This is a genomic window from Gordonia sp. (in: high G+C Gram-positive bacteria) (genome assembly GCF_047600565.1).
GTDB lineage: Bacteria > Actinomycetota > Actinomycetes > Mycobacteriales > Mycobacteriaceae > Gordonia.
On the sequence record NZ_JASGKN010000001.1, the window covers coordinates 962491 to 987861 of the forward strand.

Genomic DNA, 25371 nt, shown 5'->3' on the forward strand with positions numbered 1-25371 from the left:
CGTCTCGTCCGACAGGCCGTCGTGGAGCGGGGCTCACGCCTCGGCGAGCTCCTTGAGTCGCTGCAGCGTCAGGCGGATGTGCTCGGCGTTCGTCGCGGGACGGTCGGTGACGCCGGTGGCGAGGCGTGCGACGGGATGGAACCAGGCGGGTCGGTGGTCCCAGGTGGTCTCGGTGACGGTGCAGCCGCCGGCGGCCGGCGCGATCTCGTACTGCCATCGCGCGATGGGGACGAGTCCGGCCGATTTCACCTCGAAACCGAAGCATTTGCCCGGGTCCGCATCGGTGACCGTGCAGGTGGTGGACCATCGACGAACGCCGTTGCGGTTACTGCCGGTGAACACGGCGCCCGGCACCGCCTCGGTGCCCTTCTTCCAGCGCATCTGCTGCGTCTCTTCGGCCAGCGAGGCGAGGGTCGGCAGGTCGGTGATGAGCGCGTACACGGTCGCCGGATCGGCGGCGACGGTGACGGAGTCGCTGACGGAGTCGGTCGTCGGATCGGTCATTCGCCGATCGTATCGGGTGGGTCCGGGACCGGTCAGGAATCCGTGGAGCGCCCCGAGTACCGCTCCTGCAGCTCGCGGAATTCGCGCATGGCCTCGACGGCGCGATCACCGTCGCGGGCCTGGACCGCCATCACCGGAATGTGCTCGTCCTGGGGGAACAGCAGTCGCGCCCACTGCGCCTTGTCCGGATAGGACAGGCCCTGGACGACGTCCCAGCCGTAGATCCGCTCGGAGACGAGGTTGAGGACGCCGACGCCCTGGGGACCGACCCGCAACCGCGAACGGGTGAAGAGCAGCACGGCGGCGGCGATGATCAGGCCCTGCACGATGAGGGCGCTCTTGTCGAGCCATCCGACGTTGACGCCGGTGTAGGAGATCCCGAGTAGCAGCCCGAAGACGAGGTGGATGGCGACGACCACCGCCGCGACCACGGAGGCGATGGTGCGGATCGCCTCCGGCCGGTAGGTGTAGACCCACTCCGGCGGGGTCTGCTCGAGTTCGGCGGGGTGACCGCTCAGATCGCCGGTCATGCCTGTGCGAGATCGAGATCCCGGAGCACCAGCGCCGAGGCGAGCGCCGCCGACATGGCCTGGGCGCCCTTGTCCTCCGAGGAGTCCGGCAGTCCGGCGCGGTTCAGTGCCTGCGCCTCGTCCAGGGTGGTGAGCACGCCGTTGCCGACCGGCGTCGACTCGTCGAGCGAGACTCGGGTCAGTCCGGCGGTGACCGCATCGCACACGTAGTCGAAGTGCGGGGTCTCCCCCTTGATCACCACGCCGAGGGCGACCACCGCGTCATGGGTGCGGGCCAGCGCCTGCACGATCACCGGGAGTTCGATCGCGCCGGCCACCCGGATGACGGTCGGATCGGTGACACCGGCCGACCGGGCGGCGCGTTCGGCTCCGTCGAGGAGGGCCGTGCAGATGGTCTCGTGCCATTGCGAGGCCACGATCGCGACCTTCAGATCCTTGGCGTCGCCGAGCTCGAGCGTCGGCTCCCCGTGGCCGCTCATGCGCCCTCTCCCTTCGTGTCGTCGTCCGGGAAGTCGTCCAGCCCGACGAGGTCGTGTCCCATGCGGTCCCGTTTGGTCCGCAGGTACTTCAAGTTCTCCTTGTTGGCGCGCACCGGCATCGGCACCCGCTCGGAGATGTGCAGTCCGTAGCCGTCCAGACCGACGCGCTTGGCCGGGTTGTTGGTGAGGAGCCGCATTCGAGCGGACACCCAGATCGACCAGGATCTGCGCGCCGGTACCGTAATCGCGGGCATCGGCGGGTAGTCCGAGCTGAAGGTTCGCGTCGACGGTGTCCGAGCCGGCGTCCTGCAGCTGGTAGGCCTGCAGTTTGTGCAGCAGCCCGATCCCGCGCCCTTCGTGTCCCCGCATGTACAGGATCACGCCGCGGCCCTCCTGGGCGACGGCTTCCATCGCCGCATGCAGCTGCGGTCCGCAGTCACAGCGCAGCGAGCCGAAGACGTCACCGGTGAGGCACTCCGAGTGAACGCGGACGAGCACGTCCTCGCCCTTGCCGTCCGGTCCCGGGATGTCGCCCATGACGAGGGCGACGTGCTCGATGTCGTCGTAGGGGCTGGAGTAGCCGACCGCGACGAAGTCGCCGTACTCGGTGGGCAGTCGCGCTTCGGCGACCCGGACGACGTGCTTCTCGTGCTTGCGGCGCCAGGCGATGAGGTCGGCGATCGAGACGAGGGCCAGATCGTGTTCGTCGGCGAAGACACGCAGTTCGTCGGCGCGGGCCATCTCGCCCTCGTCCTTCTGACTGACGATCTCGCAGATGGCACCCGCCGGGCGGAGTCCGGCGAGTTTCGCCAGGTCGACCGCGGCCTCGGTGTGGCCGGGGCGGCGCAGGACACCGCCGTCCTTCGCGCGCAGCGGCACCACGTGGCCGGGGCGGGTGAAGTCGTGTGCGGCGGTGTCCGGGGCGGCGAGTTTGCGGATGGTGGTCGCGCGGTCGGCGGCACTGATGCCGGTGGTCACACCCTCGCGGGCGTCGACGGTCACCGTGTACGCGGTCTCGTGCTTGTCCTGGTTCACCGAGTACATCGGCGGCAGGCCGAGCCGATCGCAGTCGTCGCTCTCCAGCGGCACGCAGACGTAGCCGGAGGTGTAGCGGACCATGAACGCCACCAGTTCGGGTGTCGCCTTCTCCGCGGCGAAGATCAGGTCGCCTTCGTTCTCCCGGTCCTCGTCGTCGATCACCACGACGGCCTTGCCGGTGGCGATGTCGTCGACCGCCCGCTCGATGCCGTCCAGTCGCAACGTCTTCTCACTCATGCTCGTCCGCCCTTCGCGGTCAGCCGTTCGACGTATTTCGCGATCACGTCGACCTCCAGGTTCACGATGTCGCCGACCCGGGCTCGACCCAGAACGGTCTCGGACAGCGTGGTGGGGATCAGAGACACCTCGAACCACGACGGGTCGGCGTCGCCCAGCGCCGACACCGTGAGCGAGACGCCGTCGACGGTGATCGACCCCTTCTCGACCACGTATCGGGCGAGGTCGTCGGGCAGCGCGATCCGCACGACGGTCCAGTTGTCCGACGGTGAGATCGCGAGAATCGTGCCGGTGCCGTCCACATGGCCCTGCACGACGTGTCCGCCGAACCGGCCGCCGGCCGCCATGGCCCGTTCCAGGTTCACCGGGGCGCCGGGTGCGAGGCCGTCGAGTGAACTCCGTCGCAGTGATTCCTCCATCACGTCGACGGTGAACACGTCACCGTCGAGTGCGGTCACCGTCAGACACACACCGTTGACGGCGATCGAGTCGCCGTAGCGGGCGTCGCTGGTGACGAGCGGGCCTCGGATGGAGAAGCGTGCCGCGGCTTCCAGGTCATCGCGGGCGACGATCTCGCCCCGCTCCTCGACGATTCCGGTAAACACCTGTCTCCTCTATCTCCACAGCATTGTGAGCATTGGGAGAAAGTGGACGACAGGGAGCGGCGCACGCCGCGCTCGTCGTTCTCTCGTATCCGGACTATGACCGTCGGCTCCGGAATCGCACCGGAATCTGCTGACCCCGCTTCAGACGCGGGCGCTCGCGGGCTCGACAACGCCGTGACCTGCGTCACCGCGTCCTCATCACCGCCGGTGGGGACTCGCACCCCGCCCCGAGAACTCTGCTGTCGACGCTAGCACGCGACGCGACGCGGTGATCGCCCGCGCCCACCGCACGCAGTGGTGTTAGATGAACTCAACCCGGGCGAAACCGCCGGAGCAGACAGGGCGGACGCCCACCGAGCAAGGAGCACTTCATGGCCGACGACACCGAACGCAAGCACAAGCACGGTCTGGGACATCTGATCGGGAAGTACTGGTTCCCGATCGTCCTGCTGGTGGTCTTCGCGATCTTCATCTTCAGCAACGGCGAGAGCGCCAACGTCAGCTTCCTGGCATGGACCTGGAGCACCCCGCTGTGGCTGGCGCTGCTGGCCACTCTCGCGGCCGGCTGGGTGATCGGCTGGTTCGCCGGTCACCGCCGCAAGGACTGAATCCCCGCGGCGCCCGGGGTCAGCGGGCGAGTGTGACGAGAAGATCGTCGCCCAGCTCGTCGACCCCGGTGCGCCGGAACCGGTGCACACCCTGCAGGGTCGTGACCGTCGGATCGAGCACGGACGGCGTCCCGCCGCCCATGAGTGACGGCGCCAGATAGATCTGCACCTCGTCGACCAGGCCGGCCGACAGGAACGCCCCGATGATCGCCGGCCCGCCTTCCACCAGCACCCAGAGAGCCTCCGGCAGCGCCGACAGCACGTCGGCCGGGTCCCGTGACGGCACCTGGATCAGCGGAGCCGTCCCGTCGCGCAGCCGCGCATCCTGCGGCAGGTCGCGTAATCCCATCACCACCCGCGCCGGCTGATGCGAGCGCAGTGTCCCGTCCGGCCGCCGCGCGGTCAGCGACGGATCGTCGGCCAGCGCCGTACCGGTGCCGACGACGACCGCGTCGAGTCGTGCCCGCTGGTCGTGGGCGTGAGCGCGTGCCGCCGGGCCGGTGATCCATCGGCTGGTGCCGTCCGGTGCGGCGATCCGGCCGTCCAGGGTCGAGGCGATCTTGGCGGTCACCAGTGGCCGCCCGTGCGCCTGCCGGAACAGCCACGGCTTGAGCGGACCGTTCCGGACGAGTTCGTCGCCGAAGCCGCCGGTGACGTCGACGCCGGCCTCCCGCAAGGTCTGCGCTCCGCCGGCGGCCTGCGGGTGGGGGTCGGTCACCGCGTAGCGGACGGCCGCGATGCCGGCCGCCAGCAGCGCCTGCGAGCAGGGGCCGGTCCGGCCCGTGTGGTCGCACGGTTCGAGAGTCACGACGGCCGTGCCGCCCCGGGCGGCCTCCCCCGCCTGCCGCAGCGCCATGACTTCGGCGTGCGGTCCGCCGACCGGCTGGGTGGCGCCCACTCCGGCCACCACGCCGTCCCGGTCGAGGACGACCGCGCCGACCGGCGGATTGGGCGTGCTCACGCCCATCGCCGACCACGACGCCTCCACAGCGAGCTGCAGGGCCTGCTCGTCGGTCGCGTGGTCCCCGAGGGCGACGGTCACCGGTGTGGTCCTCAGGCCGTGGCGCTCGACGATTCGGCGGCCAGGCGGCGCAGTTCGGCGACCCGTGCGGCGGGGTCGTCGCCGCCGTACACGGCCGAGCCGGCCACGAAGCAGTCCACGCCGGCTTCCGCGGCCTGTTCGATGGTCGATGCACCGATGCCGCCGTCGATCTCGATGACCAGTTTCAGCTGTTCGGCGTCGATCTTCGCGCGCAGTTCCCGGACCTTCCCGAGCACCTCCGGCATGAACTTCTGTCCGCCGAAGCCCGGCTCGACGCTCATGATCAGCAGGGTGTCGAATTCGGTGAGGATGTCCAGGTACGGGGCCAGAGCGGTGCCCGGCTTGATGCCGAGTCCCGCCTTGCCGCCGGCCGCGCGGATATCGCGCGCGACGCCGACCGGATCGTCGGTGGCCTCGGCGTGGAAGCTCACGTTGTAGGCGCCGGCCTCGGCGTACGGGGGCGCCCAGCGGCCCGGATCGTCGATCATCAGATGGCAGTCGAGCGGGATGTCGGTCGCCTTGAGCAGTGACTCCACGACCGGCAGGCCGAGGGTCAGATTCGGTACGAAATGGTTGTCCATCACGTCGACGTGCACCCAGTCGACGCCCGGATCGATGTCCGACGGGCCGACGGCGGCGATCTCCGACTGCAGGTTCGCGAAGTCGGCGGACAGGATCGAGGGCGCGATCATCGGGCCGGCGGCGGGCCGAGGAGCGTCAGGGCGATTACACATGCGTCAGAGTGTACGTACGGCCACTAGCTTCGCCGCAGCACCGCGAGGAACATCGCGTCGGTGTCCTGCCGATGCGGCCACAGCTGCACGTGCGGGCCGGTACCGAGCGTCTCCGGGTCGATCAGGTCGCCTGCCGCGAACGGACGTGCATCGACCTGAGTGACCTCCGGATGCTCGGCGAGCACCGACTCGATCACCTCGGTGGTCTCGGCGGGGTGCGGCGAACAGGTGGAGTAGACCACCACGCCGCCGGGGCGGACCAGCCGGAGTGCCTCGGAGAGCAGCTGCTTCTGCAGTTCGACCAGCTCCGGCACGTCACCCGGACTCCGGCGCCAGCGCGCTTCCGGGCGGCGGCGCAACGAGCCGAGCCCGGAGCAGGGTGCGTCGACGAGGATCCGGTCGTAGCCGGGTTCCAGCCCGCTGTCGCGACCGTCCGCGACGTGCACGGTCACCGGAAGACCGTCGACGACCTTCGAGATGAGCTCGGCGCGGTGCTCGGAGATCTCCACGGCGTCGAGGGTGGCGCCGGCCAGGTCGGCCAGCGACCCGAGGAGCGCCGCCTTGCCGCCGGGGCCGGCGCAGAGATCCAGCCACCGACCGGTGTCGTCGCCGTCGAGCGCGGCCCGCTCGACCGTCAGGGCGACGAGCTGGCTGCCCTCGTCCTGGACGCCGGCGAAGCCTTCGCGGACCGCGTCGAGTTTTCCGGGGTCGCCTTCGGGCAGGTACACGCAGTACGGCGACCAGCGTCCCATGTCGCCGCCGCTGATCAGCGCGAGTTCCTCCGCGGTGATCTGACCGGGGCGGGCGACCAGATGGACGATCGGGCGCTCGTCGTCGGCGGCCAGCGCGGCCTGGAGTTCGCCGGCTCTGCCGCCGAGAGCGTCCGAGAACACCTCGGCGATCCAGCGCGGATGCGCATAGGCGAAGGCCAGGTGGCCGATGAGGTCGTCGGTGATCGGTGGCGCCAGTTGGTCGATCCACAGTTGCTCGGACTTCTGCGAGACCTTCCGCAGCACCGCGTTGACGAACCCGGCCGGGCCCATGCCGTTCTCGCTGCGGACGAGGTCGACGGAGGTGGACACGGCGGCGTGCGCCCCGATCCGGGTGCGCAGGAGTTGGTAGGCGCCCAGCCGCAGCACGTCGAGCAGCGTGCCGTCGATCTCGGTGGCGGGCCGTCCGGCGGCCGCCGCGATCACCTGGTCGAGCATGCCTGCGCTGCGGGCCGTGCCGTAGGTCAGTTCGGTGGCCAGGGCGGCGTCCCGTCCGGTGATCCGGCGTTCGCGCAGCAGCTGCGGCAGCAGGAGGTTGGCGTAGGCGTCCCGTTCGCGTACCGCGCGCAGAACGTCGCGGGCGACGGTGCGCGCCGGATCGGCGTCCTTGTCGCGCAGCTTCTTGTCCTGCGGCTTCCGGTCCTGCGGCCGGCGCGAGCCGCGCTGCGGCCCGCTCACGCGAATCGCTCCGTTCCGTCCAGCCGGGCGCCCCGCGCCCAGTCGGCGGCCGGAAGCGGCTTCTTGCCCGGCGGCTGCACGGTGCCCAGCAGGACCGCGCCGGATGCGGTGCCGACGTGGACGGTCCTCTTCCCGGCGACCAACGCACCCGGTGGCAATCCTTGCGGAGCGTCCGGGTCGGCGTCGGCGACGGTCACCGGGCCGAGTTTGATCCGGGTGTCGCCGAGCGACGTCCAGGCCCCGGGTGCCGGCGTGTGGGCACGAATGGTGCGGTCCACGATGTGCGAGGGCAGACTCCATCGCACGCGGGCGTCGTCGACCTCGATCTTCGGCGCGTACGACACGCCGTCGGCGTCCTGCGCCACGGGGGCGAGCGAATCGGCGGCGATACCGTCGACGACGTCCCGGACCAGCACGGCGCCGGCCTCGGACAGACGCTGCAGAAGATCGCCCGCGGTGTCGGCGGGCCGTATGCGTTCGGTGAGCGATCCGTACACCGGCCCCGTGTCCAGGGACGGCTCCAGCTGGAACACCGAAGCGCCCGTGAACTCGTCGCCGGCCGCGATGGCCGCCTGCACGGGTGCGGCACCGCGCCAGGCGGGCAGCAACGAGAAATGCAGGTTGATCCAGCCGTGTGGCACGGCTTCGAGGACCTCGGCGGGGATCAGGCCGCCGTAGGCGACCACCACGCCCAGATCGGGTCGCCAGCGACTCAGCGCCTCGGCGACCTCGGGATCGGTCATCCGGGCGGGACTGATCACGTCGAGCGCGTGCTCGTCGGCGAGGGTGCCGATCGGCGAGCGGACCGTCTTGCGGCCACGTCCGGCGGTGGTGTCGGGCCGGGTGATCACGCCGACGACGCGATGGTCGTCGCTGTCGAGGAGTTCCTGCAGCACCGGTACGGCGACCTGCGGTGTTCCCGCGAAGACGACTCTCATGTCAACCGATCGTAGGCGGGTCGATCTGGACCCGAATACCCGCGGTGTCCTCGTGGCGGGCGTGACGCAACACCTGCGCGGCGCGCAGCGACATCGCGAGCTGCCGCCCGTGTGCGCGATCGGTCCGCAGCAGCACCCGTTCCAGCCCGGCGACCTCGTCCATGCCGGCGGGGCGCCGGACTCCCGGCGGCAACGGCACCGGGCCGAGTTTCTCCGCTCCCGCCGGGAGGTCCACCATGTCCAGGAACGCGCCGACCGCCGATGACGGCCCGTCGACGGACGCCATGGTGACGGCGGGCGGAAGGCCCAGGTCGCGCCGGTGCCCGAGTTCCCGGACGGCGAAGCCGACCGGATCCCAGCGGATCAACGCCTGGACGGCGTCGATCGCCGCATCGGCAACCACGACGACCTGTCCCCCGTCGCTGTGCGGACGGACGAGGGTCGCGACGGCCATCCAGTTGCGGACGGCCTCCTCGGCGGCCCGCAGATCCTCCCGATCGAGCTGGGCCCAGGTGTCCAGCAGGACCGCGGCGCCGTAGCCGCCGGTCGCACGCGGGGCCGCGCCGGGCGTGGCCACGACCACCCGGGGCCCGTCGTCGATCTGGTCGACGATCTTCTTGCCGCCGGACGTGACGACCGGCACCCCGCTGAACGCACGGCCCAACTCCTCGGCGGTGCGCCGGTCGCCGACCATCAGTGCACGGACCGCGGTGCCCCCGCAGTTCGGGCAGACGAACCGGTTCTCCGGGCGCCCGCACCAGCGGCACGACAGCTCTCCCCGTTCACTCATCTGCAACGGGCCGTGGCAGGCGCGGCAGCGGGCGTGCTCGCGGCACCGTTCGCAGGCGATCGAGTTGATGTATCCGCGCCGCGGCACACTGAACAGCACCGGTGCGCCGGCGGCCAGCGCGCGGCGCGCGGCGTCGAACGCGATGCCCGGGATGCGTGCCGATCGTGCGAGGGGGTCCCCTGCGACGCGGCGGTCCTCTTCGGAGATGCCGACGATCCGCGCCATCGCATCCCGCACCGCGGGCCGGGGGGCCACCAGGTCGTGGGCCCAGCCGGATTCCACCAGTGCCTGAGCCTCCGCGGTCCGGGCGAATCCGCCGACCAGCAGCGCCGACGAGGTCTGGTGTGCGCGCAGCACCCCGATCTCGCGGGGATGCGGGTACGGCGAGCGCGGTTCGTCGAGGCTGGGGTCGCCGTCGTCGAACACGATCGTCAGCGCCAGGTCCCGGACCGGCGCGAAGACGGCGCTGCGTGTCCCGATCACCACGCGGGCCTGACCGCGCAGGACCGTCAGCCAACGGCGGTACCGGGCGGTCGGTCCCAGTCCGGCGGCCAGCGTGACGCACCAGTCGCCCAGCAGCGGTTCGCTGGCGGCGGCGAGCCGGTCCAGGTCCCGCTGGTCGGGAACGACCACGATCACCCCGCGCCCCAGGGCCGCGACCGCGGCGGCGAGCTCCGCGAGCCGCTGGGCGACGTCCTCGCCGGGCAGCGCCTGCCAGCAGACGCGTGCCCGTCCGCCCTCGCGAACCGTGTGCAGGAACTGTTCGGCTCCGTCGTATCGCCGCCACGACGTCGTCTCGGGGGCGGTGATCGAGGTGGCCGGCTCAGCCGCCTGGTCGGCCTTCTCCACCCGCGCATGGCGTGGCGGGATCGCCAGCCGCAGGACGTCGGGCATGGTGCCGGCGTACCGGTCGGCGACCGCCCGGGCCAGCGTCGCGAGTTCCGGCGTCAGCACCTGCTCGGGCGACACCACCCGTTCCAGCCAGGCCAGCCGGCCGCCGTGTTCACTCTTGTCCCGCCGCTCGAGCAGGTAGGCGTCCACGAGCCGCCCGGAGAACCGCACACGCACCCGCACACCCGGCTGGGCGTCGGCGTCCATCGCCTCGTCCACCAGATAGTCGAACGGCCGGTCCAGATGTGCCAGTCCGAGCATCGGCAGAACCCGCGCCACCGGCTTCTCCCCCACCGGCAGCCGCCGATTCTTGTCGGCCTTCGTGCCGGAGGCGTTCTTCCGGGTGGTCTTCTTAGGCACCGGCTCGGGGGCAGGCACCAGGGCTTCCTGGGTGCTCTCCTGCGATCCGGTCACGGGAAGAAGCCTATCCGGGGCGCCGGGACGCGCGCCGGGCTGTGCACAGGTGACGGCCCGGCAGACCGCGGGGTCAGAGGCCGGCGGCGGCCTTGAGCTCTGCGACGCGGTTCGTCTGCTCCCACGGGAGGTCGATGTCGGTGCGGCCGAAGTGGCCGTAGGCGGCGGTCGGCGCGTAGATCGGGCGCAGCAGATCCAGGTCGCGGATGATGGCGCCCGGACGCAGATCGAAGACCTCGGAGATGACCTTCTGGATGGTGCCGAGATCCACCTGCTCGGTGCCGAACGCCTCCACGAACAGACCGACCGGAGCCGCCTTGCCGATGGCGTAGGCGACCTGCACCTCGAGGCGCTTCGCGAGGCCGGCGGCGACCGCGTTCTTCGCGACCCAGCGCATGGCGTAGGCGGCGCTGCGGTCGACCTTCGACGGATCCTTACCCGAGAACGCGCCGCCGCCGTGACGGGCCATGCCGCCGTAGGTGTCTACGATGATCTTGCGTCCGGTCAGGCCGGCGTCACCCATCGGGCCACCGAGCACGAAGCTGCCGGTCGGATTGACCAGCAGACGATGCTTGGAAGTGTCGAGCGGATGCGGGAGTTCGAGGGCGTCGAACACCGGCTGCAGGACGTGCTTCTCGATGTCCGGGGTCAGCATGCCCTGCAGGTCGATGTCGGCGGCGTGCTGGGTGGAGACGACCACCGTGTCCAGCCGGACCGGCAGATCATCGGCGTACTCGATGGTGACCTGGGTCTTGCCGTCCGGACGCAGGTACGGCAGCACACCGGTCTTGCGGACCTCGGTGAGACGACGCGACAGGCGATGCGCCAGCGCGATCGGCAGCGGCATCAGCTCCGGGGTCTCGTCGGTGGCGTAACCGAACATCAGGCCCTGGTCGCCGGCGCCCTGAAGATCCAGATCGTCGGCATGCGTGCCGGTCTGCTTCTCATGCGATTCGGTGAGACCCTGCGCGATCTCCGGCGACTGGGCACCGATCGCGACGTTGACGCCACACGAGGCGCCGTCGAACCCCTTGGTGGACGAGTCGTAGCCGATCTCCAGGATCTTCTCGCGCACGATGGTCGGGATGTCGGCGTAGGCGGTGGTGTTGACCTCACCCGCGACATGCACCTGACCGGTGGTGACCAGCGTCTCCACCGCCACCTTCGCCTTCGGATCATTCGCCAGGAGGGCGTCCAGGATCGAGTCGCTGATCGCGTCGCAGATCTTGTCCGGATGGCCCTCGGTGACGGACTCACTGGTGAACAGGCGGGACGCTGACGCGGTCATCGGTTCCTCTCGGATCGGCATTGCATATCGGGGGACGTGCTCATCGGTGGCGCGGGCTACCCGGAAGCGTCCGGGGCGCCCTCACCATGAGGCACGAGCGTGGCGACTTCGTCAAGGATTCTGCTCGCCATCAATGTCTTCGAACCGTACGGCAGGCTCGTTTCGCTGCCGTCGGCGGCCAGGATCCAGCCGGTGTTGTCGTCGGTGCCGAACGCCCGGCCGTCGCCCACCGCGTTCACGACCAGCAGGTCGCAGCCCTTCCGCGCGAGTTTCGTCCGGCCGTGATCGAGGACTCCGCCGTTCTCGTCGCCGGTCTCGGCGGCGAAGCCGACGATCACCGTCTCCGCGGCGATCTCGCCGTCGGTCCGGGCCGCGACGAGCCGCGCCAGAATGTCGGGGTTGGTGCTCAGCTGGATCGGCGACGGACCGTCGGCGCCCTTCTTGATCTTGCTGCCGGACACGTTCACCGGCCGGAAGTCGGCGACCGCCGCGGCCATGATGACCACGTCCGCGTCCTTGGCGAAGGTCTGCATCTGCTGACCCAGCTGCACCGCCGAATCGACGTGAACGACGTCGACGGCGGCCGGATCACCGGGTTCGCTGACGGCACCGGACACGAGAGTGACCTGGGCGCCGCGCTGCGCCGCCGCGCGGGCGAGGGCGTAGCCCTGCTTTCCGGAGCTGTGATTGCCGAGGTAACGGACCGGATCGAGTGCCTCGCGGGTGCCGCCGGCGCTGATCACCATGCGCACACCGCTCAAGTCGTACGGGAGGGCGTCGGGCCGATCGAGCAGCAGATCGCCGATCAGACCGATCTCGTCGGGTTCCGGCAGCCGGCCGGCACCGGTGTCCGCGCCGGTGAGACGGCCCGAGGCGGGCGTCATGACGGTGGCACCGTGCTCGCGCAGCGTTACGACGTTGGCGACGGTCGCCGGGTGCTCCCACATCTCGGTGTGCATGGCCGGCACGTACAGCACCGGGCAGCGAGCGGTCAGCAGTGACGCGGTGAGCAGGTCGTCGGCGCGGCCGGCCGCGGCCCTCGACATGAGGTCGGCGGTGGCCGGCGCCACGATCACCAGATCGGCCTGACGGCCGAGAGCGACATGCGCCACCTCGTCGACGTCGTCGAAGACGTCGGTGGTGACGGGATTGCCGGACAGCGCCTCGAAGGTCGCCTTACCGACGAAGTTGAGGGCCGACCGGGTCGGTACGACGCGGACGTCGTGGCCGGCCTCGGTGAAGTGCCGGATGACCGAACAGACCTTGTAGGCGGCGATTCCGCCACCCACCCCGATCAGGATGTGACGACGGTTGTCGTCCGTGCCTGCCACGGTCGGGGCCTATTCGCCTTCGGTGTGCTCGAGCAGGTCGGCGTGGATCTCACGCAGCGCGATCGAGAGCGGCTTCTCGTGGACGCCCGGCTCCACCAGGGGGCCGACGTACTCGAGGATGCCCTCGGCGAGCTGGTTGTAGTAGTCGTTGATCTGACGCGCGCGCTTGGCCGCGTAGATGACGAGCGCGTACTTCGACGACGCGCGCTCGAGGAGCTCGTCGATAGGCGGGTCGGTGATACCCAGCGGGGTGTCGTAGACGGGCTCGGTCGCGAGGTCGGTGTCGATCTCGGTCTGGGTGCTCACGCGTTCTCCTGAACAGTGGAAGATTTAGGGGGCCTTCTGGGGGCCGATCAGCAAGTTTACCAACTCTGCGGCCACTGAGTCGACATCGTCGTTCACCAGGACGTGTTGCCACTGGTCGACGGTGGCCATCTCGGTGCGTGCGGTCTCCAGCCGGCGCTCGATGACCTCCGGCGATTCGGTGCCGCGGCCGGTGAGCCGGGCGACCAGATCGTCCCAGCTCGGTGGGGCCAGGAAGACGGTGATCGCCTCCGGCAGACGGGCCTGGACGTTGCGTGCGCCCTCCAGGTCGACCTCCACCAGGATCGGGTCACCGGCGTCGAGAGCCTCGAGGACCGGCGCCTCCGGCGTGCCGGAACGCTGCAGGCCGCCGTGGATCTCCGCCCATTCGAGGAGTTCGCCGCGCTCGATCATCCCGTCGAACTGTTCGGGGGTCACGAAGTAGTAGTCGCGTCCGTCGACCTCGCCGGGCCGCGGGGCGCGGGTCGTCGCCGACACCGAGAACCGCAGCGACGGCAGCAGTTCGCGCAGGCGCTGCACAACGGTCGACTTGCCGACAGCCGAGGGGCCGACCAGTACAACCAGTCGGCCCCTCGGCGGTGTGCTCTGTGCGGTCACGCTCAGGCGGAAGCGAACTTCTCGAGCAGTGCCTTGCGCTGCCGGTCACCCAGGCCGCGGACGCGACGGGTCGGAGCGATCTCCAGCTCGGCCATGGTCTCCTGGGCCTTGACCTTGCCGACCTTCGGCAGCGACTCGAGCAGAGCCGAAACCTTCATCTTGCCGAGGATCTCGTTGTTCTCGGCGTCGGCCAGAACCTGAGCGAGGTTCGTGTCGCCCTTCTTCAGGCGCTCCTTCAGCTCAGCGCGGGCCTTACGGGCCTCGGCCGCCTTCGCCAGCGCTGCGGCGCGCTGCTCATCTGTCAACTGGGGAAGAGCCACGGTTCCTCCGTCTTTCGTTTCGGTTCGGTTGTTCCACCGCCGCCGTCCGGCGACGGATGGTCGTGCGCCTCGGGACCAGCCCTCGGAGCTCTATGACGATCCTATCCATTCTCGTCATGACCAGGACAGACGGTACCCCGCGTGTCGTCGGCGGGCGAACACCGCCCCCGGGCGCGCCGGAGGTTTCCGCGCCCGGTAGCCTGCTCGACCATGATTCCGACGGATCTGCGAACGCTGGCCCGAGTGCTGCGTGACGACATCGCTCCGCACAGCGCGACCCAGTCGACGATGGTGGTGGAGCGTCCGCACGCGTCCCTGCGGCGCTACGGCACTCCGGAGCAGCTGGCGGCGGCCCGCGAGGCCGGCGCGGTTCCGGTTCTGCTGGTTCCTCCCCTGGCCGTCGACGCCCGCTGTTACGACCTGGCGCCGGGCGTGTCGCCGGCCAATTCGGTGGTCGAGTTCCTGCTGTCCACCGGCACCGTGCCGTATGTGGTCGACTTCGGCCCGGTGGGACGGGCCGAGCGTGGTCTCGGGTTCGAGGACTACTTCGGTTCGTTCATCCCGCGCGCGATCGCGGACGTGGTGAGCGACTACGACGCCGCGGCGACGCTCGATCTGATGGGCTGGAGTCTCGGCGGCACGCTGTCGTTCCTCACCGCCGGCAACGATCCCTCGCTGCCGATCCGGTCGGTGATCGCCGTGACGACTCCCCTGAACTACCAGGCGATTCCGCCGTATCCGCTGGTCAGGAAACTGCTGGGTCCGACGGGCGGCCGTCCGGCGACCTGCGCGATGGCCGCGCTCGGCGGTATCCCGGCGCCGCTGGTCCGTGCGGCATACCGGGCCAGTGCCTGGCAGCGGGAGCTCAAGAAGCCGAAGTACATCGTGGAGAACCTGCACGACGAGGATGCGTTGGCGCGCATGCAGGTGATCGACCGGTTCCAGCGTTCGATGCCCGGCTACCCGGGCCGGGTGTCGCAGCAGATGCTCACGAATCTGATCCTGCGTGACGAGATCGCCGGCGGCGTCCTGGACTTCGACGGCCTGGTGGTGGACCTGCATTCGATCGCGGTGCCGATCGCACTGTTCGGATCGCATTGGGACGCGATCTGCAGCTTCGAGGGAGCCCGGCACGGGGTGGACCTGTTCACCGGGTCTCCGCACGTGGAGTTCCACACGGTCGAGAGCAGCCATCTGGGGGCACTGACCGGCCCGGACGCGGAGTCGGTCACCTGGCCGGCGATCGCCGGCTTCCGTGCCGAACTCGACCGTGCCGAACACGACCGTGGCGAGAACTACAACTAGCTGTAGTGCTCAGGGACATTGTTTGATCTGGCTGCCCTGATCTGAAGAGAACCTCCCGGCAGAGTGGAGCTTGCTTACCACTCGCTCTGCAAAACAGGAGGTTCTCGTGTCCCACGCTAATGCGGCACTGACGCCACGACAACGGCTGAAGCTCGCGCGCAAGGTCATCGATGACGGATGGTCAGTTGGTGCAGCTGCCGACTACTTCCGAGTGTCCTGGCCGACGGCGCAGAAATGGGCCCGCCGGTACCTCGAGCTCGGACCCGAAGGCATGGCCGATCGGTCCTCGCGGCCGCACTCTCATCCGAACCGGACGCCGCTGCCGGTGGTGAAGAAGATCGTGCACCTACGGATCCGTAAACGCTGGGGTCCAGTCCAGATCGCCGGCCGGTTGAACCTGCCGGCCTCCACGGTGCACGCGGTGCTGGTGCGGTGCCGCCTCAACCGGCTCTCTCATGTCGAGGTGAAGACCGGTGAACCGATCCGACGCTACGAACACGACACACCCGGCTCGTTGATCCACGTCGACGTCAAAAAACTCGGCAACATCCCAGATGGCGGCGGGTGGCGCTCTGTCGGCCGCAGCCAAGGCGGCCGCAACCGAGCAGTCACAGCCACTGAACGCAACAAGCGCCGTCAGCCGTTAATGCGGCACGCCTACGTGCACACCGTCATCGATGACCACTCCCGCGTGGCCTACGCCGAGATCCACGACGACGAGAAGGCGGTCACCGCGATCGGTGTGCTGCAGCGGGCCGTGTCCTGGTTTGCCGATCGAGGGGTTCGCGTGCAGCGAGTCCTCTCCGACAATGGCTCGGCATACCGATCCAAGGACTGGCAACGGGCCTGCAACCAGCTTGGTATAAGACCCCAACGCACCCGCCCATACCGTCCACAGACGAACGGCAAAATCGAACGATTCCACCGCACCCTGGCCGACGGTTGGGCCTACTCGCGGCACTACAACTCAGAGTCAGCACGCCGAGCCGCCCTGCCAGCCTGGCTGCACTTCTACAATCACCACAGGCCCCACACCGCCACCGAGAAGCGCCCTCCGATCAGCCGCCTCTCAAACAACCTGCCTGAGCACTACAACTAGCTGAGCGCGGACTCGATCTCGTCGCGGGTCTGCTCGACCGCGGCGCGCAGGGCCGCCGGGTCGGGTCCGGCGGCGAGCACGCTGCGGGACGCGGCGGGCAGCAGCCACGGCAGTACGGTGTCTCCGGCGAAGATCGCGGCCAGGTCGGCGGGTGTCGCGCCCTGTGCTCCCAGTCCCGGCGACAGGATCGGGCCGGCCAGACGGGTCAGGTCCAAGCCGTGTTCTCCGGTCGCACCGACCACGACGCCGACCGTTCCCGAACCGTCCGCGTTGACCGCGCCCGCGTCGTCGACGATGGCCTGGGCGACGCTGGTCTCCCCCGCCCGCGCCGTCTGCAGCGCGGCGCCGTCAGGATTGGAGGTGCGGGCCAGGACGAACACGCCGCGCCCGGTGTCGTGGGCCTGCCGCACCGCCGGCGCCAGCGATCCGAATCCCAGGTACGGCGACAGCGTAACGGCGTCCGAGCACAGCGGGGACGCCTCGTCGAGCCATGCCCGGGTGTACGCCTCCATGGTGGAGCCGATGTCGCCGCGTTTGGCGTCGGCGATCACCAGGGCGCCGGCGTCGCGGCACCCGGCGATCACCGTCTCCAGGACCGCCATCCCGGCCGACCCGAACGCCTCGAACAGCGCCACCTGCGGTTTGATGACCGCGGCGGCGGGGCCGAGCCCGGCGACGCAGGCGTCGCCGAACGCTGCGAGCCCGTCCACCGAGACCGGCAGGCCCCACCGGGTCAGCAACCCGGGGTGCGGGTCGATGCCGGCGCACAGCCGTCCGCGGCCGGCGACGGCCGGCAGGTAGGCGGCGGCGAATCCGACCGGCCCGGTGGTCACTTGCCGGCCACCATCGCCGCGTGGCGGCGCTGCAGCGATTCGACGCCCATCTGCGAGCCGAGGACGGCTTCGATTCCCTGCACCGCGGCGCCGGCACCCGGCACGGTGGTGATGCACGGGATGGAGGCGGCGATCGCGGCGGCCCGGATCTCGTAGCCGTCGGCACGCGGCCCGGCCGCACCCGACGGGGTGTTGATGATCATGGCGACGTCGCCGGCGCGGATCATGTCCACGATCGACTTCTCGCCGTCGGCGGCCTCGTAGTGCTTGCGCACCTCGGAGACCTCGATTCCGTTGCGGCGCAGCACGTCGGCGGTGCCGCCGGTGGCGAGGATCTCGAAGCCGAGGTCGGCCAGACGCTTGGCCGGGAAGATGATCGACGCCTTGTCGCGGTTGGCGACCGATACGAACACCGCTCCGGACGTGGGCAGCGGCCCGAACGCCGCGATCTGCGACTTGGCGAAGGCGCGGCCGAAATCGTCGTCCAGGCCCATCACCTCGCCGGTCGACTTCATCTCCGGGCTGAGGAGCGTGTCCACCGAGTCGCCGTCCGGGGTGCGGAAACGGTTGAACGGCAGGACGGCCTCCTTCACGGCGACCGGCGAGTCGACCGGCACCACGGTGCCGTCGCCTTCGGCGGGAAGCACCTCCTGGTTGCGCAGCTCGGCGATCGACATCCCCATCATCACGCGGGCGCACGCCTTCGCCATCGGCACGGCGGTCGCCTTCGACACGAAGGGAACGGTGCGGCTGGCGCGCGGGTTGGCTTCCAGGACGTACAGGACACCGTCCTTGAGCGCGTACTGGACGTTCAGCAGACCGCGGACCCCGATCCCCTTGGCGAGGGCCTCGGTCGAGCGGCGCACCGCCTCGATCTCCTCGGCGCCCAGCGTGATCGGCGGCAGTGCGCACGCCGAGTCGCCGGAGTGGATACCGGCCTCTTCGATGTGCTCCATGACGCCGCCGATGTACAGGTCGGTGCCGTCGTAGAGGGCGTCGACGTCGATCTCGACGGCCGCCTCCAGGAAGCGGTCGACGAGCACCGGGCGGTCGTCGGAGATCTCGGTGGCGCGGGCGATGTAGTCGGCCAGGGCCGCCTCGTCGTAGACGATCTCCATGCCGCGGCCGCCGAGCACATAGGACGGGCGCACCAGCACCGGGTAGCCGATGTCGGAGGCGATGTCGCGGGCCTGCTCGAAGGTGGTGGCGGTGCCGAACTTGGGTGCCGGCAGACCGGCGTCGGTGAGCACCTTGCCGAACTCGCCGCGATCCTCCGCGAGGTCGATGGCCGACGGACCGGTGCCCACGATCGGGACCCCGGCCTCCTCCAGACGTGCCGCCAGCCCCAGCGGGGTCTGACCGCCCAGCTGGACGATCACGCCGGCGACCGTACCCGACTCCGACTCCGCGTTCACCACTTCGAGGACGTCCTCGAAGGTCAGCGGCTCGAAGTACAGGCGGTCGGCGGTGTCGTAGTCGGTGGAGACGGTCTCCGGGTTGCAGTTGACCATCACGGTCTCGTAGCCGGCCTGGCTCAGGGTGAGCGCGGCGTGGACGCACGAGTAGTCGAACTCGATGCCCTGGCCGATCCGGTTGGGACCGGAACCGAGGATGATCACCTTCGGCCGCTCGGTCTGGGGCGCCACCTCGGTGGTCGCACCGGCGTCCAGTTCGTACGACGAGTAGTGGTACGGCGTCTTGGCCTCGAACTCGGCGGCACAGGTGTCGACGGTCTTGTAGACCGGCCGCACACCGAGCGCGTGGCGGCGGGCGCGCACCGCGTCCTCGGTCCCGAGAGCGTGGTCGCCGGCGGCGGCCCGCAGGGCGGCGATCTGCTTGTCCGACAGTCCCGTCGACTTCGCCTCACGAAGCAGGTCCTCGTCCACGGTGTCCGCATCGCGGACCGCCTCACCCATGAGCCGGATGCCGTCGATCTCGGCGAGGAACCACGGGTCGATGCCGGTGGCGTCGTACAGCTGCTCGATGGTGGCGCCGGCTTCGAGGGCCTGCATGACCTTGTACAGCCGGCCGTCGCGGCCCAGTTCGATCTGATCGAGCAGGGCGGGCACGTCGATCGTCGACGGATCCGGACGGTCGGGCTCGGTCCAGAATCCGGCGGCCTTGGTCTCCAGCGACCGCATGACCTTGCCGAGGGCCTCGGCGAAGCTGCGTCCCAGGCTCATCGCCTCACCCACCGACTTCATGGTCGTGGTGAGGGTGTCGTCGGCGCCCGGGAACTTCTCGAACGCGAACCGCGGCGCCTTGACCACGACGTAGTCGATGGACGGCTCGAAGCAGGCCGGGGTGGCCTTGGTGATGTCGTTGGTGATCTCGTCGAGCGAGTAGCCGATCGCCAGTTTCGCGGCCATCTTGGCGATCGGGTATCCGGTCGCCTTGGAGGCCAGTGCCGACGAGCGGGACACGCGCGGATTCATCTCGATGACGACCAGGCGGCCGTCCTTCGGGTTCTGCGCGAACTGGATGTTGCAGCCGCCGGTGTCGACGCCGACCTCGCGGATGATGGCGATCGACTGGTCGCGCATGATCTGGTACTCGCGGTCGGTGAGGGTCAGCGCGGGGGCGACGGTCACCGAGTCGCCGGTGTGCACACCCACCGGGTCGACGTTCTCGATGGAGCAGATGACGACCACGTTGTCGCGGTTGTCACGCATGAGCTCCAGCTCGTACTCCTTCCAGCCGAGGATGGACTCCTCGATGAGCACGTTGGCGGTCGGCGACGCGGCCAGCCCGCCGCCGGCGATCCGCTTCAGATCGTCCTCGTCGTAGGCCATGCCCGAACCGAGGCCGCCCATCGTGAACGACGGGCGCACCACCACCGGGTAGCCGAGTTCCTCGACGGTCGCGTAGACCTCGTCCATCGTGTGGCAGACCCGCGAGCGGGCGCTCTCGCCGCCGATCTTCGCGACGATGTCCTTGAACATCTGCCGGTCCTCGCCGCGCTGGATGGCGTCGATGTCGGCGCCGATCAGCTCGATGCCGTACTTCTCGAGGATTCCCTGCTCGTGCAGGCCGACCGCGGTGTTCAGTGCAGTCTGACCGCCGAGGGTGGCCAGCACCGCGTCGATCGGATGACCGTTCTCGCGTTCGGTGAGAATGACCTTCTCGACGAACTCGGGGGTGATCGGTTCGATGTAGGTGGCGTCGGCGAACTCCGGGTCGGTCATGATCGTCGCCGGGTTGGAGTTGATCAGCGACACCCGCAGGCCTTCGGCCTTGAGCACGCGGCACGCCTGGGTGCCGGAGTAGTCGAACTCGCAGGCCTGACCGATGACGATCGGGCCCGAGCCGATCACCAGGACGTGCTTCAGATCGGAACGGCGGGGCATCAGGAACGCTTCCCTTCGGTTGCATGCGCTTGCATGGCGGCGACGAACTTGTCGAACAGATTCGCGGCGTCGTGCGGCCCGGCGGCGGCTTCGGGGTGGTACTGGACGGAGAAGGCCTTGCCGTTGACCAGCTCGACGCCTTCGACGACACCGTCGTTGGCGCAGACGTGGCTGACGCGGCCGGGGCCGAAGTCGGTCTCGAACTCGTCGCCTTCGGCGCCTTCGAGGGCGAACCCGTGGTTCTGCGAGGTGATCGCGATCTCGCCGGTGGCGACGTCCTTGACCGGGATGTTGATTCCGCGGTGGCCGAACTTGAGCTTGTAGGTCTTGCGGCCGAGGGCGCGCCCGAGGATCTGGTTGCCGAAGCAGATCCCGAACATGGGCAGGCCTGCGGCCAGCACCTTCTTGGTGAGGTCGACGGCGCGGTCGGCGGTGGCCGGATCGCCGGGGCCGTTGGACAGGAAGAAGCCGTCCGGTCCGATCGCCTGCACGTCGTCGAACGTGGCGGTGGCGGGCAGGACGTGCACCTCGACGCCGCGGGCGGCGAGCATCCGCGGGGTGTTCGACTTGATGCCCAGGTCGATGGCGGCGACCCGATACTTCGCGTCGCCGTCAGCCTTCACCACGTACGGTTCTGACGTGCTGACCTCGTCGGCGAGGTTCGAGCCGGCCATGCCCTGCTGGTTCTTGACCGCCGCCAGCATGTCGTCGGTGGTGGTGAGCGCCGGTCCGGAGAAGATGCCGGCCCGCATGGATCCGGCTTCGCGCAGGACGCGCACGACGGCACGGGTGTCGATCCCGGCGATCCCGACCACGTCCTGCTTCTCGAGTTCGTCCTGCAGGCTCGTCGAGGCCCGCCAGTTGGAGACGCGCCGGGTCGGGTTGCGCACGGCGTAGCCGGCCACCCAGATCTTGGCGCTCTCGTCGTCCTCGGTGTTCCAGCCGGTGTTGCCGATCTGCGGTGCCGTGGCGACGACGATCTGCCGGTGGTAGCTCGGGTCGGTGAGCGTCTCCTGGTAGCCGGTCATCGCGGTGCAGAACACCGCCTCGCCCAGGGTCTCGCCTTCGGCGCCGAAGCTGCGGCCGGTGAAGACCTGGCCGTTCTCCAGTACCAGTACCGCCTTGCTCATTTCTTCTTCCTCTTCGTCTTCTTCGCCGGCTGCGCGCGATCGTTCGCGGCGAGGGCGTCGTGGGTGGCCTGGGTGATCGCCTCGTAGGGTTCCGTCCAGGCCGGGTACACCGACCTGTCGTCGCCGCGGATTCCCGAGTCGATCTGGGTGCCCGACGGGAGCGTCCATCGGATGACGAGCACGCCGTCGCGCGACATCACCTTGCCGGCCAGACCGTTCTCGGTGCGGACGGCGTCGATGGACTCCTCCGGAATCCAGATGTCCGAGGCGCCGCGGCGGTCGAGCAGGATTCCGTTCGGGTAGCGGCTGTAGGTGACCACGGCGCGGTCGCCGAAGTCGCCGACCGCGACCCGGTCCTGCCAGCTGGGGGCGATGGTGCTGCCGACGTACATGCCGGTGTCCGGTCCCAGGATCGGTTCGCCGAGGTCGGCGGGCGCCGGCGGCGGGTCGCCGACGAGGTCGGTCTGGCGGAGGCCGCGATTGCGCCAGCCGCGCAGCACGAGCGTGATGAACGTGAGCCACAGGCCGATGACGACGGCGGCGACGATCAGGTAGTAGACCCAGTTGCTCATCGGTTCTCACCGCCGGCGGCGGCCGAGCCGTGGGTGACGGTGCCGCGCAGCACGGTCGCGGTGACCTTCGCGGGCAGCGTCATCTCGGCGTACGGGGTGTTCGTCGATTTGCTGGCCAGGTCGTCGGCCTTCACGACCCATTCGGTGTCGGGGTCGACGATCGTCAGGTTGCCCGGTTCCCCGACCTCGATCGGGCGTCCGTGGTCGTCGAGTCCGACGATCTGCGCGGGCCGTTCGCTCATGACCCGGGCCACGCCCCGCCAGTCGAGGAGGCCGGTCTGCACCATGGTCTGCACGATCACCGACAGCGACGTCTCCAGGCCGAGCATGCCGGGGCGCGCCTGGGAGAACTCGCAGCACTTCTCCTGGCTGGCGTGCGGCGCATGGTCGGTGGCGACGCAGTCGATGAGGCCTTCGGCCAGGGCGGCACGCAGGGCCAGGTTGTCGCTGGCCTCGCGCAGCGGCGGATTGACGCGGTTGACGCCGTCGTAGGTCTCGAGCCGTGAATCGTCGAGCAGCAGGTGGTGCGGGGTCACTTCTGCGGTGATGTCGATCCCCTGCTCGCGGGCGAACCGGATGAGTTCGACGGTGCCGGCGCAGGAGGCATGGGCGACGTGGATCCGGGCCCCGGCGTCGCGGGCGAGCAGTGCGTCGCGGGCGACGATGGATTCTTCGGCGGCCCGCGGCCAGCCGGTGAGGCCGAGGCGCGCCGCGGTGGGTCCGTCGTGAGCGACCGCCCCGACGGTCAGCCGGGGATCTTCGGAATGCTGGGAGATCAGAACACCCAGACCCTTGGCGTATTCGAGGGCGCGCTTCATCACGACCGGGTCGTGGACGCACTTGCCGTCGTCGCTGAACAGCCGGACCTTGGCGGCGCCGGCGTTCATCATGCCCATCTCGGCGAGCTGCTCGCCTTCCAGACCGACCGTGACCGCGCCGACCGGGTGGACGTCGCACAGTCCGACCTCCTGGCCGATCCGCCAGACCAGGTCGGTCACCGAGGCGTTGTCGGCGACCGGTTCGGTGTTGGCCATCGTGAACACGGCAGTGAAGCCGCCCCGTGCCGCGGCCTGTGACCCGGTGGCGATCGTCTCGGTGTCCTCGCGGCCGGGTTCGCGCAGGTGCACATGCATGTCGACGAGTCCCGGCAGCAGGATCCCGCCGCCGCCGTCGAGCGTCGCGACGCCCTTCGGTGCGGTGAGGCCCGGGCCGATCGCGGTGATCTCGCCGTCGGTGACGAGCACGTCGACCCGATCGCCTTCCCCGTACGGACGGACGTCGGTGATGAGGACCGAACCGGTGACGGCCACTACTGCCCCTCTCCAGAGTGCTGATGATGTGCGGGTGCGTCGGCCGAATCCGATGCCAGCAGGCGGAACAGGACCGCCATCCGGACGTGCACTCCGGCGCGCACCTGATCGAGGACCACGGTCTGCGGGGCGTCGGCGACGCCGAAGCCGATCTCCATGCCGCGCAGCATGGGTCCGGGGTGCAGCACCGCGGCGTGGTCCGGCAGGAGCGCCAGGCGCGCGTCGTTCAGTCCGTACCGCACCGAGTATTCGCGGGTGCTCGGGAAGAAGCCGCCGTTCATCCGTTCGGCCTGCACCCGCAGCATCATGACGGCGTCACAGGCGGGCAGTTCGGCGTCGAGCTCGGTGGCCACCCGCACCGGCCAGGTCTCGATGCCGGTCGGCAGGAGGGTCGGCGGGGAGACGAGCACGACGTCGGCACCGAGCGTGGACAGCAGGTGGGCGTTCGAGCGGGCGACCCGGGAGTGCAGGATGTCGCCGACGATCGCGATCCGGCGGCCGTCGAGGTCACCGAACTTCGAGCGGAGCGTGTACGCGTCGAGCAGTGCCTGGGTGGGATGTTCGTGCGTGCCGTCGCCGGCGTTGATCACCGAGGGGCCGGTGGTGGGCAGGCCCAGCACGTCGGTGCCGTCGTTGGTCCAGCGGGCGATCTGCGCCGCCGCACCCGACGCCGGGTGCCGCACGATGAGTGCGTCCGCGCCCAGGGCCCGCAGCGTCTTCGCGGTGTCGCGCAGCGACTCTCCCTTGTTGACCGACGAGCTGGAGGCGCTCACGTTGATCACGTCGGCGCTCATCCACTTGCCGGCCACCTCGAACGACACCCGGGTCCGGGTGGAGTTCTCGTAGAACACGGTCATCACCGTGCGGCCGCGCAGGGTCGGCAGCTTGCGCACCTCGCGGCCGGCCAGCGCCTGTTCGAAGCGGGCGGCCTCGTCGAGGATCTCCACCGCCTCGTCGCGGCCCAGGTCGGCGGTCGACAGCAGATGTTTCATCGCGGCACCTCCGGCGAGCGGACGACGACCTCGTCGACGCCGTCGTCCTCGGCGAGGTGGACGTCCACCTCTTCGTCGCGGGCGGTCGGGATGTTCTTGCCCACGTAGTCGGCGCGCAACGGGAGTTCCCGATGACCGCGGTCGACGAGGACGGCCAGCTGGACGGCGGCGGGCCGGCCGAGGTCGCGCAGTGCGTCCAGTGCCGCCCGCACCGTGCGGCCGGAGAACAGCACGTCGTCGACCAGGATCACCAGCGCACCGTCCACTCCGCCGGACGGCACCATGGTGCGTTCCAGCGGCCGGTGCGGTTTGTCGCGCAGGTCGTCGCGGTAGAGGGTGATGTCGAGGTAGCCGGTCGGCACGTCCACACCGCTGAACTCGGCGATCTTCGCGGCGAGCCGTTGCGCCAGTGAGGTGCCGCGGGTGGGGATTCCGATGAGGACGACCGGGGTGGCGTCCGTCGAGTCCAGGGCCGTCTTCTCGATCACCTGGTGCGCCATGCGCGCGACCGTGCGGCCGACGTCGGCGGCATCGAGGAGGGTGCGGGTGCGCAAGGGCGCCTCGTCCGCTGCGTCGCGCGACGGCGACGAATCTTCGCGGGCCAAAGCCGACCTCCTTCTCCGCCTCACGGGACGGTCGTTAAAGGAATCTGGGCTCGTCTAAGT

The 25371-nt window shown here is 69.8% G+C and carries 24 protein-coding genes, 1 pseudogene and 1 riboswitch; of the genes and pseudogenes, 3 read left to right on the plus strand and 22 right to left on the minus strand.

Annotated features, from left to right (window positions below; translation table 11 throughout):
* Nucleotides 1-33 precede the first annotated feature (33 nt).
* The 5 genes and pseudogenes from QM774_RS04670 to QM774_RS04690 form a co-directional block, all read right to left on the minus strand.
* Nucleotides 34-504: an SRPBCC family protein gene (locus QM774_RS04670; protein WP_414974770.1), complete on the minus strand. Its 471-nt coding sequence runs from the start codon at nucleotides 502-504 to the stop codon at nucleotides 34-36.
* A 32-nt stretch (nucleotides 505-536) separates the two neighbouring features.
* Nucleotides 537-1034: a PH domain-containing protein gene (locus QM774_RS04675; protein WP_414974771.1), complete on the minus strand. Its 498-nt coding sequence runs from the start codon at nucleotides 1032-1034 to the stop codon at nucleotides 537-539.
* Entirely contained in the window at nucleotides 1031-1513 is a 483-nt protein-coding gene (gene ribH / locus QM774_RS04680) for a 6,7-dimethyl-8-ribityllumazine synthase (protein ID WP_414974772.1), read from the minus strand. Before ribH ends, QM774_RS04675 begins: the two co-directional genes overlap by 4 nt.
* Nucleotides 1510-2788 (minus strand): annotated as a pseudogene (locus tag QM774_RS04685) (bifunctional 3,4-dihydroxy-2-butanone-4-phosphate synthase/GTP cyclohydrolase II). The gene ribH and the pseudogene QM774_RS04685 overlap by 4 nt, the downstream one beginning before the upstream one ends.
* On the minus strand, nucleotides 2785-3393 hold the full coding sequence (locus QM774_RS04690) for a riboflavin synthase (protein ID WP_414974773.1): 609 nt from the start codon (nucleotides 3391-3393) through the stop codon (nucleotides 2785-2787). The pseudogene QM774_RS04685 and the gene QM774_RS04690 overlap by 4 nt, the downstream one beginning before the upstream one ends.
* A gap of 73 nt (nucleotides 3394-3466) precedes the next feature.
* Nucleotides 3467-3632: riboswitch (FMN riboswitch) on the minus strand.
* A 132-nt stretch (nucleotides 3633-3764) separates the two neighbouring features.
* Here QM774_RS04690 and QM774_RS04695 point away from each other — a divergent pair.
* Nucleotides 3765-4001 (plus strand): lipopolysaccharide assembly protein LapA domain-containing protein, encoded by a 237-nt coding sequence (locus tag QM774_RS04695; protein ID WP_414974774.1) that lies wholly within the window; start codon nucleotides 3765-3767, stop codon nucleotides 3999-4001.
* 19 nt (nucleotides 4002-4020) lie between these two features.
* On the opposite strand, the gene ribD is transcribed toward QM774_RS04695, so the two are convergent.
* The 10 genes from ribD to mihF form a co-directional block, all read right to left on the minus strand.
* The gene (gene ribD / locus QM774_RS04700; protein ID WP_414974775.1) at nucleotides 4021-5043 is read right to left on the minus strand and encodes a bifunctional diaminohydroxyphosphoribosylaminopyrimidine deaminase/5-amino-6-(5-phosphoribosylamino)uracil reductase RibD; all 1023 of its coding nucleotides are present in this window, start codon (nucleotides 5041-5043) and stop codon (nucleotides 4021-4023) included.
* Between the two features lie 11 nt (nucleotides 5044-5054).
* Nucleotides 5055-5777 (minus strand): ribulose-phosphate 3-epimerase, encoded by a 723-nt coding sequence (gene rpe, locus QM774_RS04705; RefSeq protein WP_414974776.1) that lies wholly within the window; start codon nucleotides 5775-5777, stop codon nucleotides 5055-5057.
* Between the two features lie 23 nt (nucleotides 5778-5800).
* The gene (locus QM774_RS04710) at nucleotides 5801-7225 is read right to left on the minus strand and encodes an RsmB/NOP family class I SAM-dependent RNA methyltransferase (RefSeq protein ID WP_414974777.1); all 1425 of its coding nucleotides are present in this window, start codon (nucleotides 7223-7225) and stop codon (nucleotides 5801-5803) included.
* Nucleotides 7222-8163 (minus strand): methionyl-tRNA formyltransferase, encoded by a 942-nt coding sequence (gene fmt, locus QM774_RS04715; RefSeq protein WP_414974778.1) that lies wholly within the window; start codon nucleotides 8161-8163, stop codon nucleotides 7222-7224. The genes QM774_RS04710 and fmt overlap by 4 nt, the downstream gene beginning before the upstream one ends.
* Before the next feature lies 1 nt (nucleotide 8164).
* Nucleotides 8165-10105 (minus strand): primosomal protein N', encoded by a 1941-nt coding sequence (locus tag QM774_RS04720; protein WP_414976594.1) that lies wholly within the window; start codon nucleotides 10103-10105, stop codon nucleotides 8165-8167.
* A gap of 226 nt (nucleotides 10106-10331) precedes the next feature.
* On the minus strand, nucleotides 10332-11546 hold the full coding sequence (gene metK / locus QM774_RS04725) for a methionine adenosyltransferase (RefSeq protein ID WP_414974779.1): 1215 nt from the start codon (nucleotides 11544-11546) through the stop codon (nucleotides 10332-10334).
* 56 nt (nucleotides 11547-11602) lie between these two features.
* A complete protein-coding gene (gene coaBC / locus QM774_RS04730) occupies nucleotides 11603-12877 on the minus strand; it encodes a bifunctional phosphopantothenoylcysteine decarboxylase/phosphopantothenate--cysteine ligase CoaBC (RefSeq protein WP_414974780.1) in 1275 nt (424 codons plus the stop codon).
* A gap of 9 nt (nucleotides 12878-12886) precedes the next feature.
* Nucleotides 12887-13183: a DNA-directed RNA polymerase subunit omega gene (gene rpoZ / locus QM774_RS04735; protein ID WP_414974781.1), complete on the minus strand. Its 297-nt coding sequence runs from the start codon at nucleotides 13181-13183 to the stop codon at nucleotides 12887-12889.
* Between the two features lie 24 nt (nucleotides 13184-13207).
* Nucleotides 13208-13798, minus strand: coding sequence for a guanylate kinase (gmk, locus tag QM774_RS04740; RefSeq protein ID WP_414974782.1), 591 nt, complete (start codon nucleotides 13796-13798; stop codon nucleotides 13208-13210).
* 2 nt (nucleotides 13799-13800) lie between these two features.
* Entirely contained in the window at nucleotides 13801-14118 is a 318-nt protein-coding gene (mihF, locus tag QM774_RS04745) for an integration host factor, actinobacterial type (protein ID WP_414974783.1), read from the minus strand.
* A gap of 210 nt (nucleotides 14119-14328) precedes the next feature.
* Here mihF and QM774_RS04750 point away from each other — a divergent pair, with 210 nt between their 5' ends.
* Both QM774_RS04750 and QM774_RS04755 read left to right on the plus strand, forming a co-directional pair.
* Nucleotides 14329-15423 (plus strand): alpha/beta hydrolase, encoded by a 1095-nt coding sequence (locus tag QM774_RS04750; protein ID WP_414974784.1) that lies wholly within the window; start codon nucleotides 14329-14331, stop codon nucleotides 15421-15423.
* Between the two features lie 106 nt (nucleotides 15424-15529).
* Complete coding sequence (locus tag QM774_RS04755) at nucleotides 15530-16522, plus strand: IS481 family transposase (protein WP_414974785.1); 993 nt, start codon at nucleotides 15530-15532, stop codon at nucleotides 16520-16522.
* On the opposite strand, the gene pyrF is transcribed toward QM774_RS04755, so the two are convergent.
* From pyrF to pyrR, 7 genes are read right to left on the minus strand one after another with little or no spacing between them, the layout of a single operon-like run.
* Entirely contained in the window at nucleotides 16519-17355 is an 837-nt protein-coding gene (gene pyrF / locus QM774_RS04760) for an orotidine-5'-phosphate decarboxylase (protein WP_414974786.1), read from the minus strand. The genes QM774_RS04755 and pyrF overlap by 4 nt on opposite strands.
* Nucleotides 17352-20702: a carbamoyl-phosphate synthase large subunit gene (gene carB / locus QM774_RS04765; protein WP_414974787.1), complete on the minus strand. Its 3351-nt coding sequence runs from the start codon at nucleotides 20700-20702 to the stop codon at nucleotides 17352-17354. Before carB ends, pyrF begins: the two co-directional genes overlap by 4 nt.
* On the minus strand, nucleotides 20702-21832 hold the full coding sequence (gene carA / locus QM774_RS04770; protein ID WP_414974788.1) for a glutamine-hydrolyzing carbamoyl-phosphate synthase small subunit: 1131 nt from the start codon (nucleotides 21830-21832) through the stop codon (nucleotides 20702-20704). The genes carB and carA overlap by 1 nt, the downstream gene beginning before the upstream one ends.
* Entirely contained in the window at nucleotides 21829-22404 is a 576-nt protein-coding gene (locus QM774_RS04775; protein ID WP_414974789.1) for a transporter, read from the minus strand. Before QM774_RS04775 ends, carA begins: the two co-directional genes overlap by 4 nt.
* On the minus strand, nucleotides 22401-23714 hold the full coding sequence (locus tag QM774_RS04780) for a dihydroorotase (RefSeq protein WP_414974790.1): 1314 nt from the start codon (nucleotides 23712-23714) through the stop codon (nucleotides 22401-22403). The genes QM774_RS04775 and QM774_RS04780 overlap by 4 nt, the downstream gene beginning before the upstream one ends.
* The gene (locus QM774_RS04785; RefSeq protein WP_414974791.1) at nucleotides 23714-24706 is read right to left on the minus strand and encodes an aspartate carbamoyltransferase catalytic subunit; all 993 of its coding nucleotides are present in this window, start codon (nucleotides 24704-24706) and stop codon (nucleotides 23714-23716) included. The genes QM774_RS04780 and QM774_RS04785 overlap by 1 nt, the downstream gene beginning before the upstream one ends.
* Nucleotides 24703-25311, minus strand: coding sequence for a bifunctional pyr operon transcriptional regulator/uracil phosphoribosyltransferase PyrR (gene pyrR / locus QM774_RS04790; protein ID WP_414974792.1), 609 nt, complete (start codon nucleotides 25309-25311; stop codon nucleotides 24703-24705). The genes QM774_RS04785 and pyrR overlap by 4 nt, the downstream gene beginning before the upstream one ends.
* Between the last annotated feature and the right edge of the window lie 60 nt (nucleotides 25312-25371).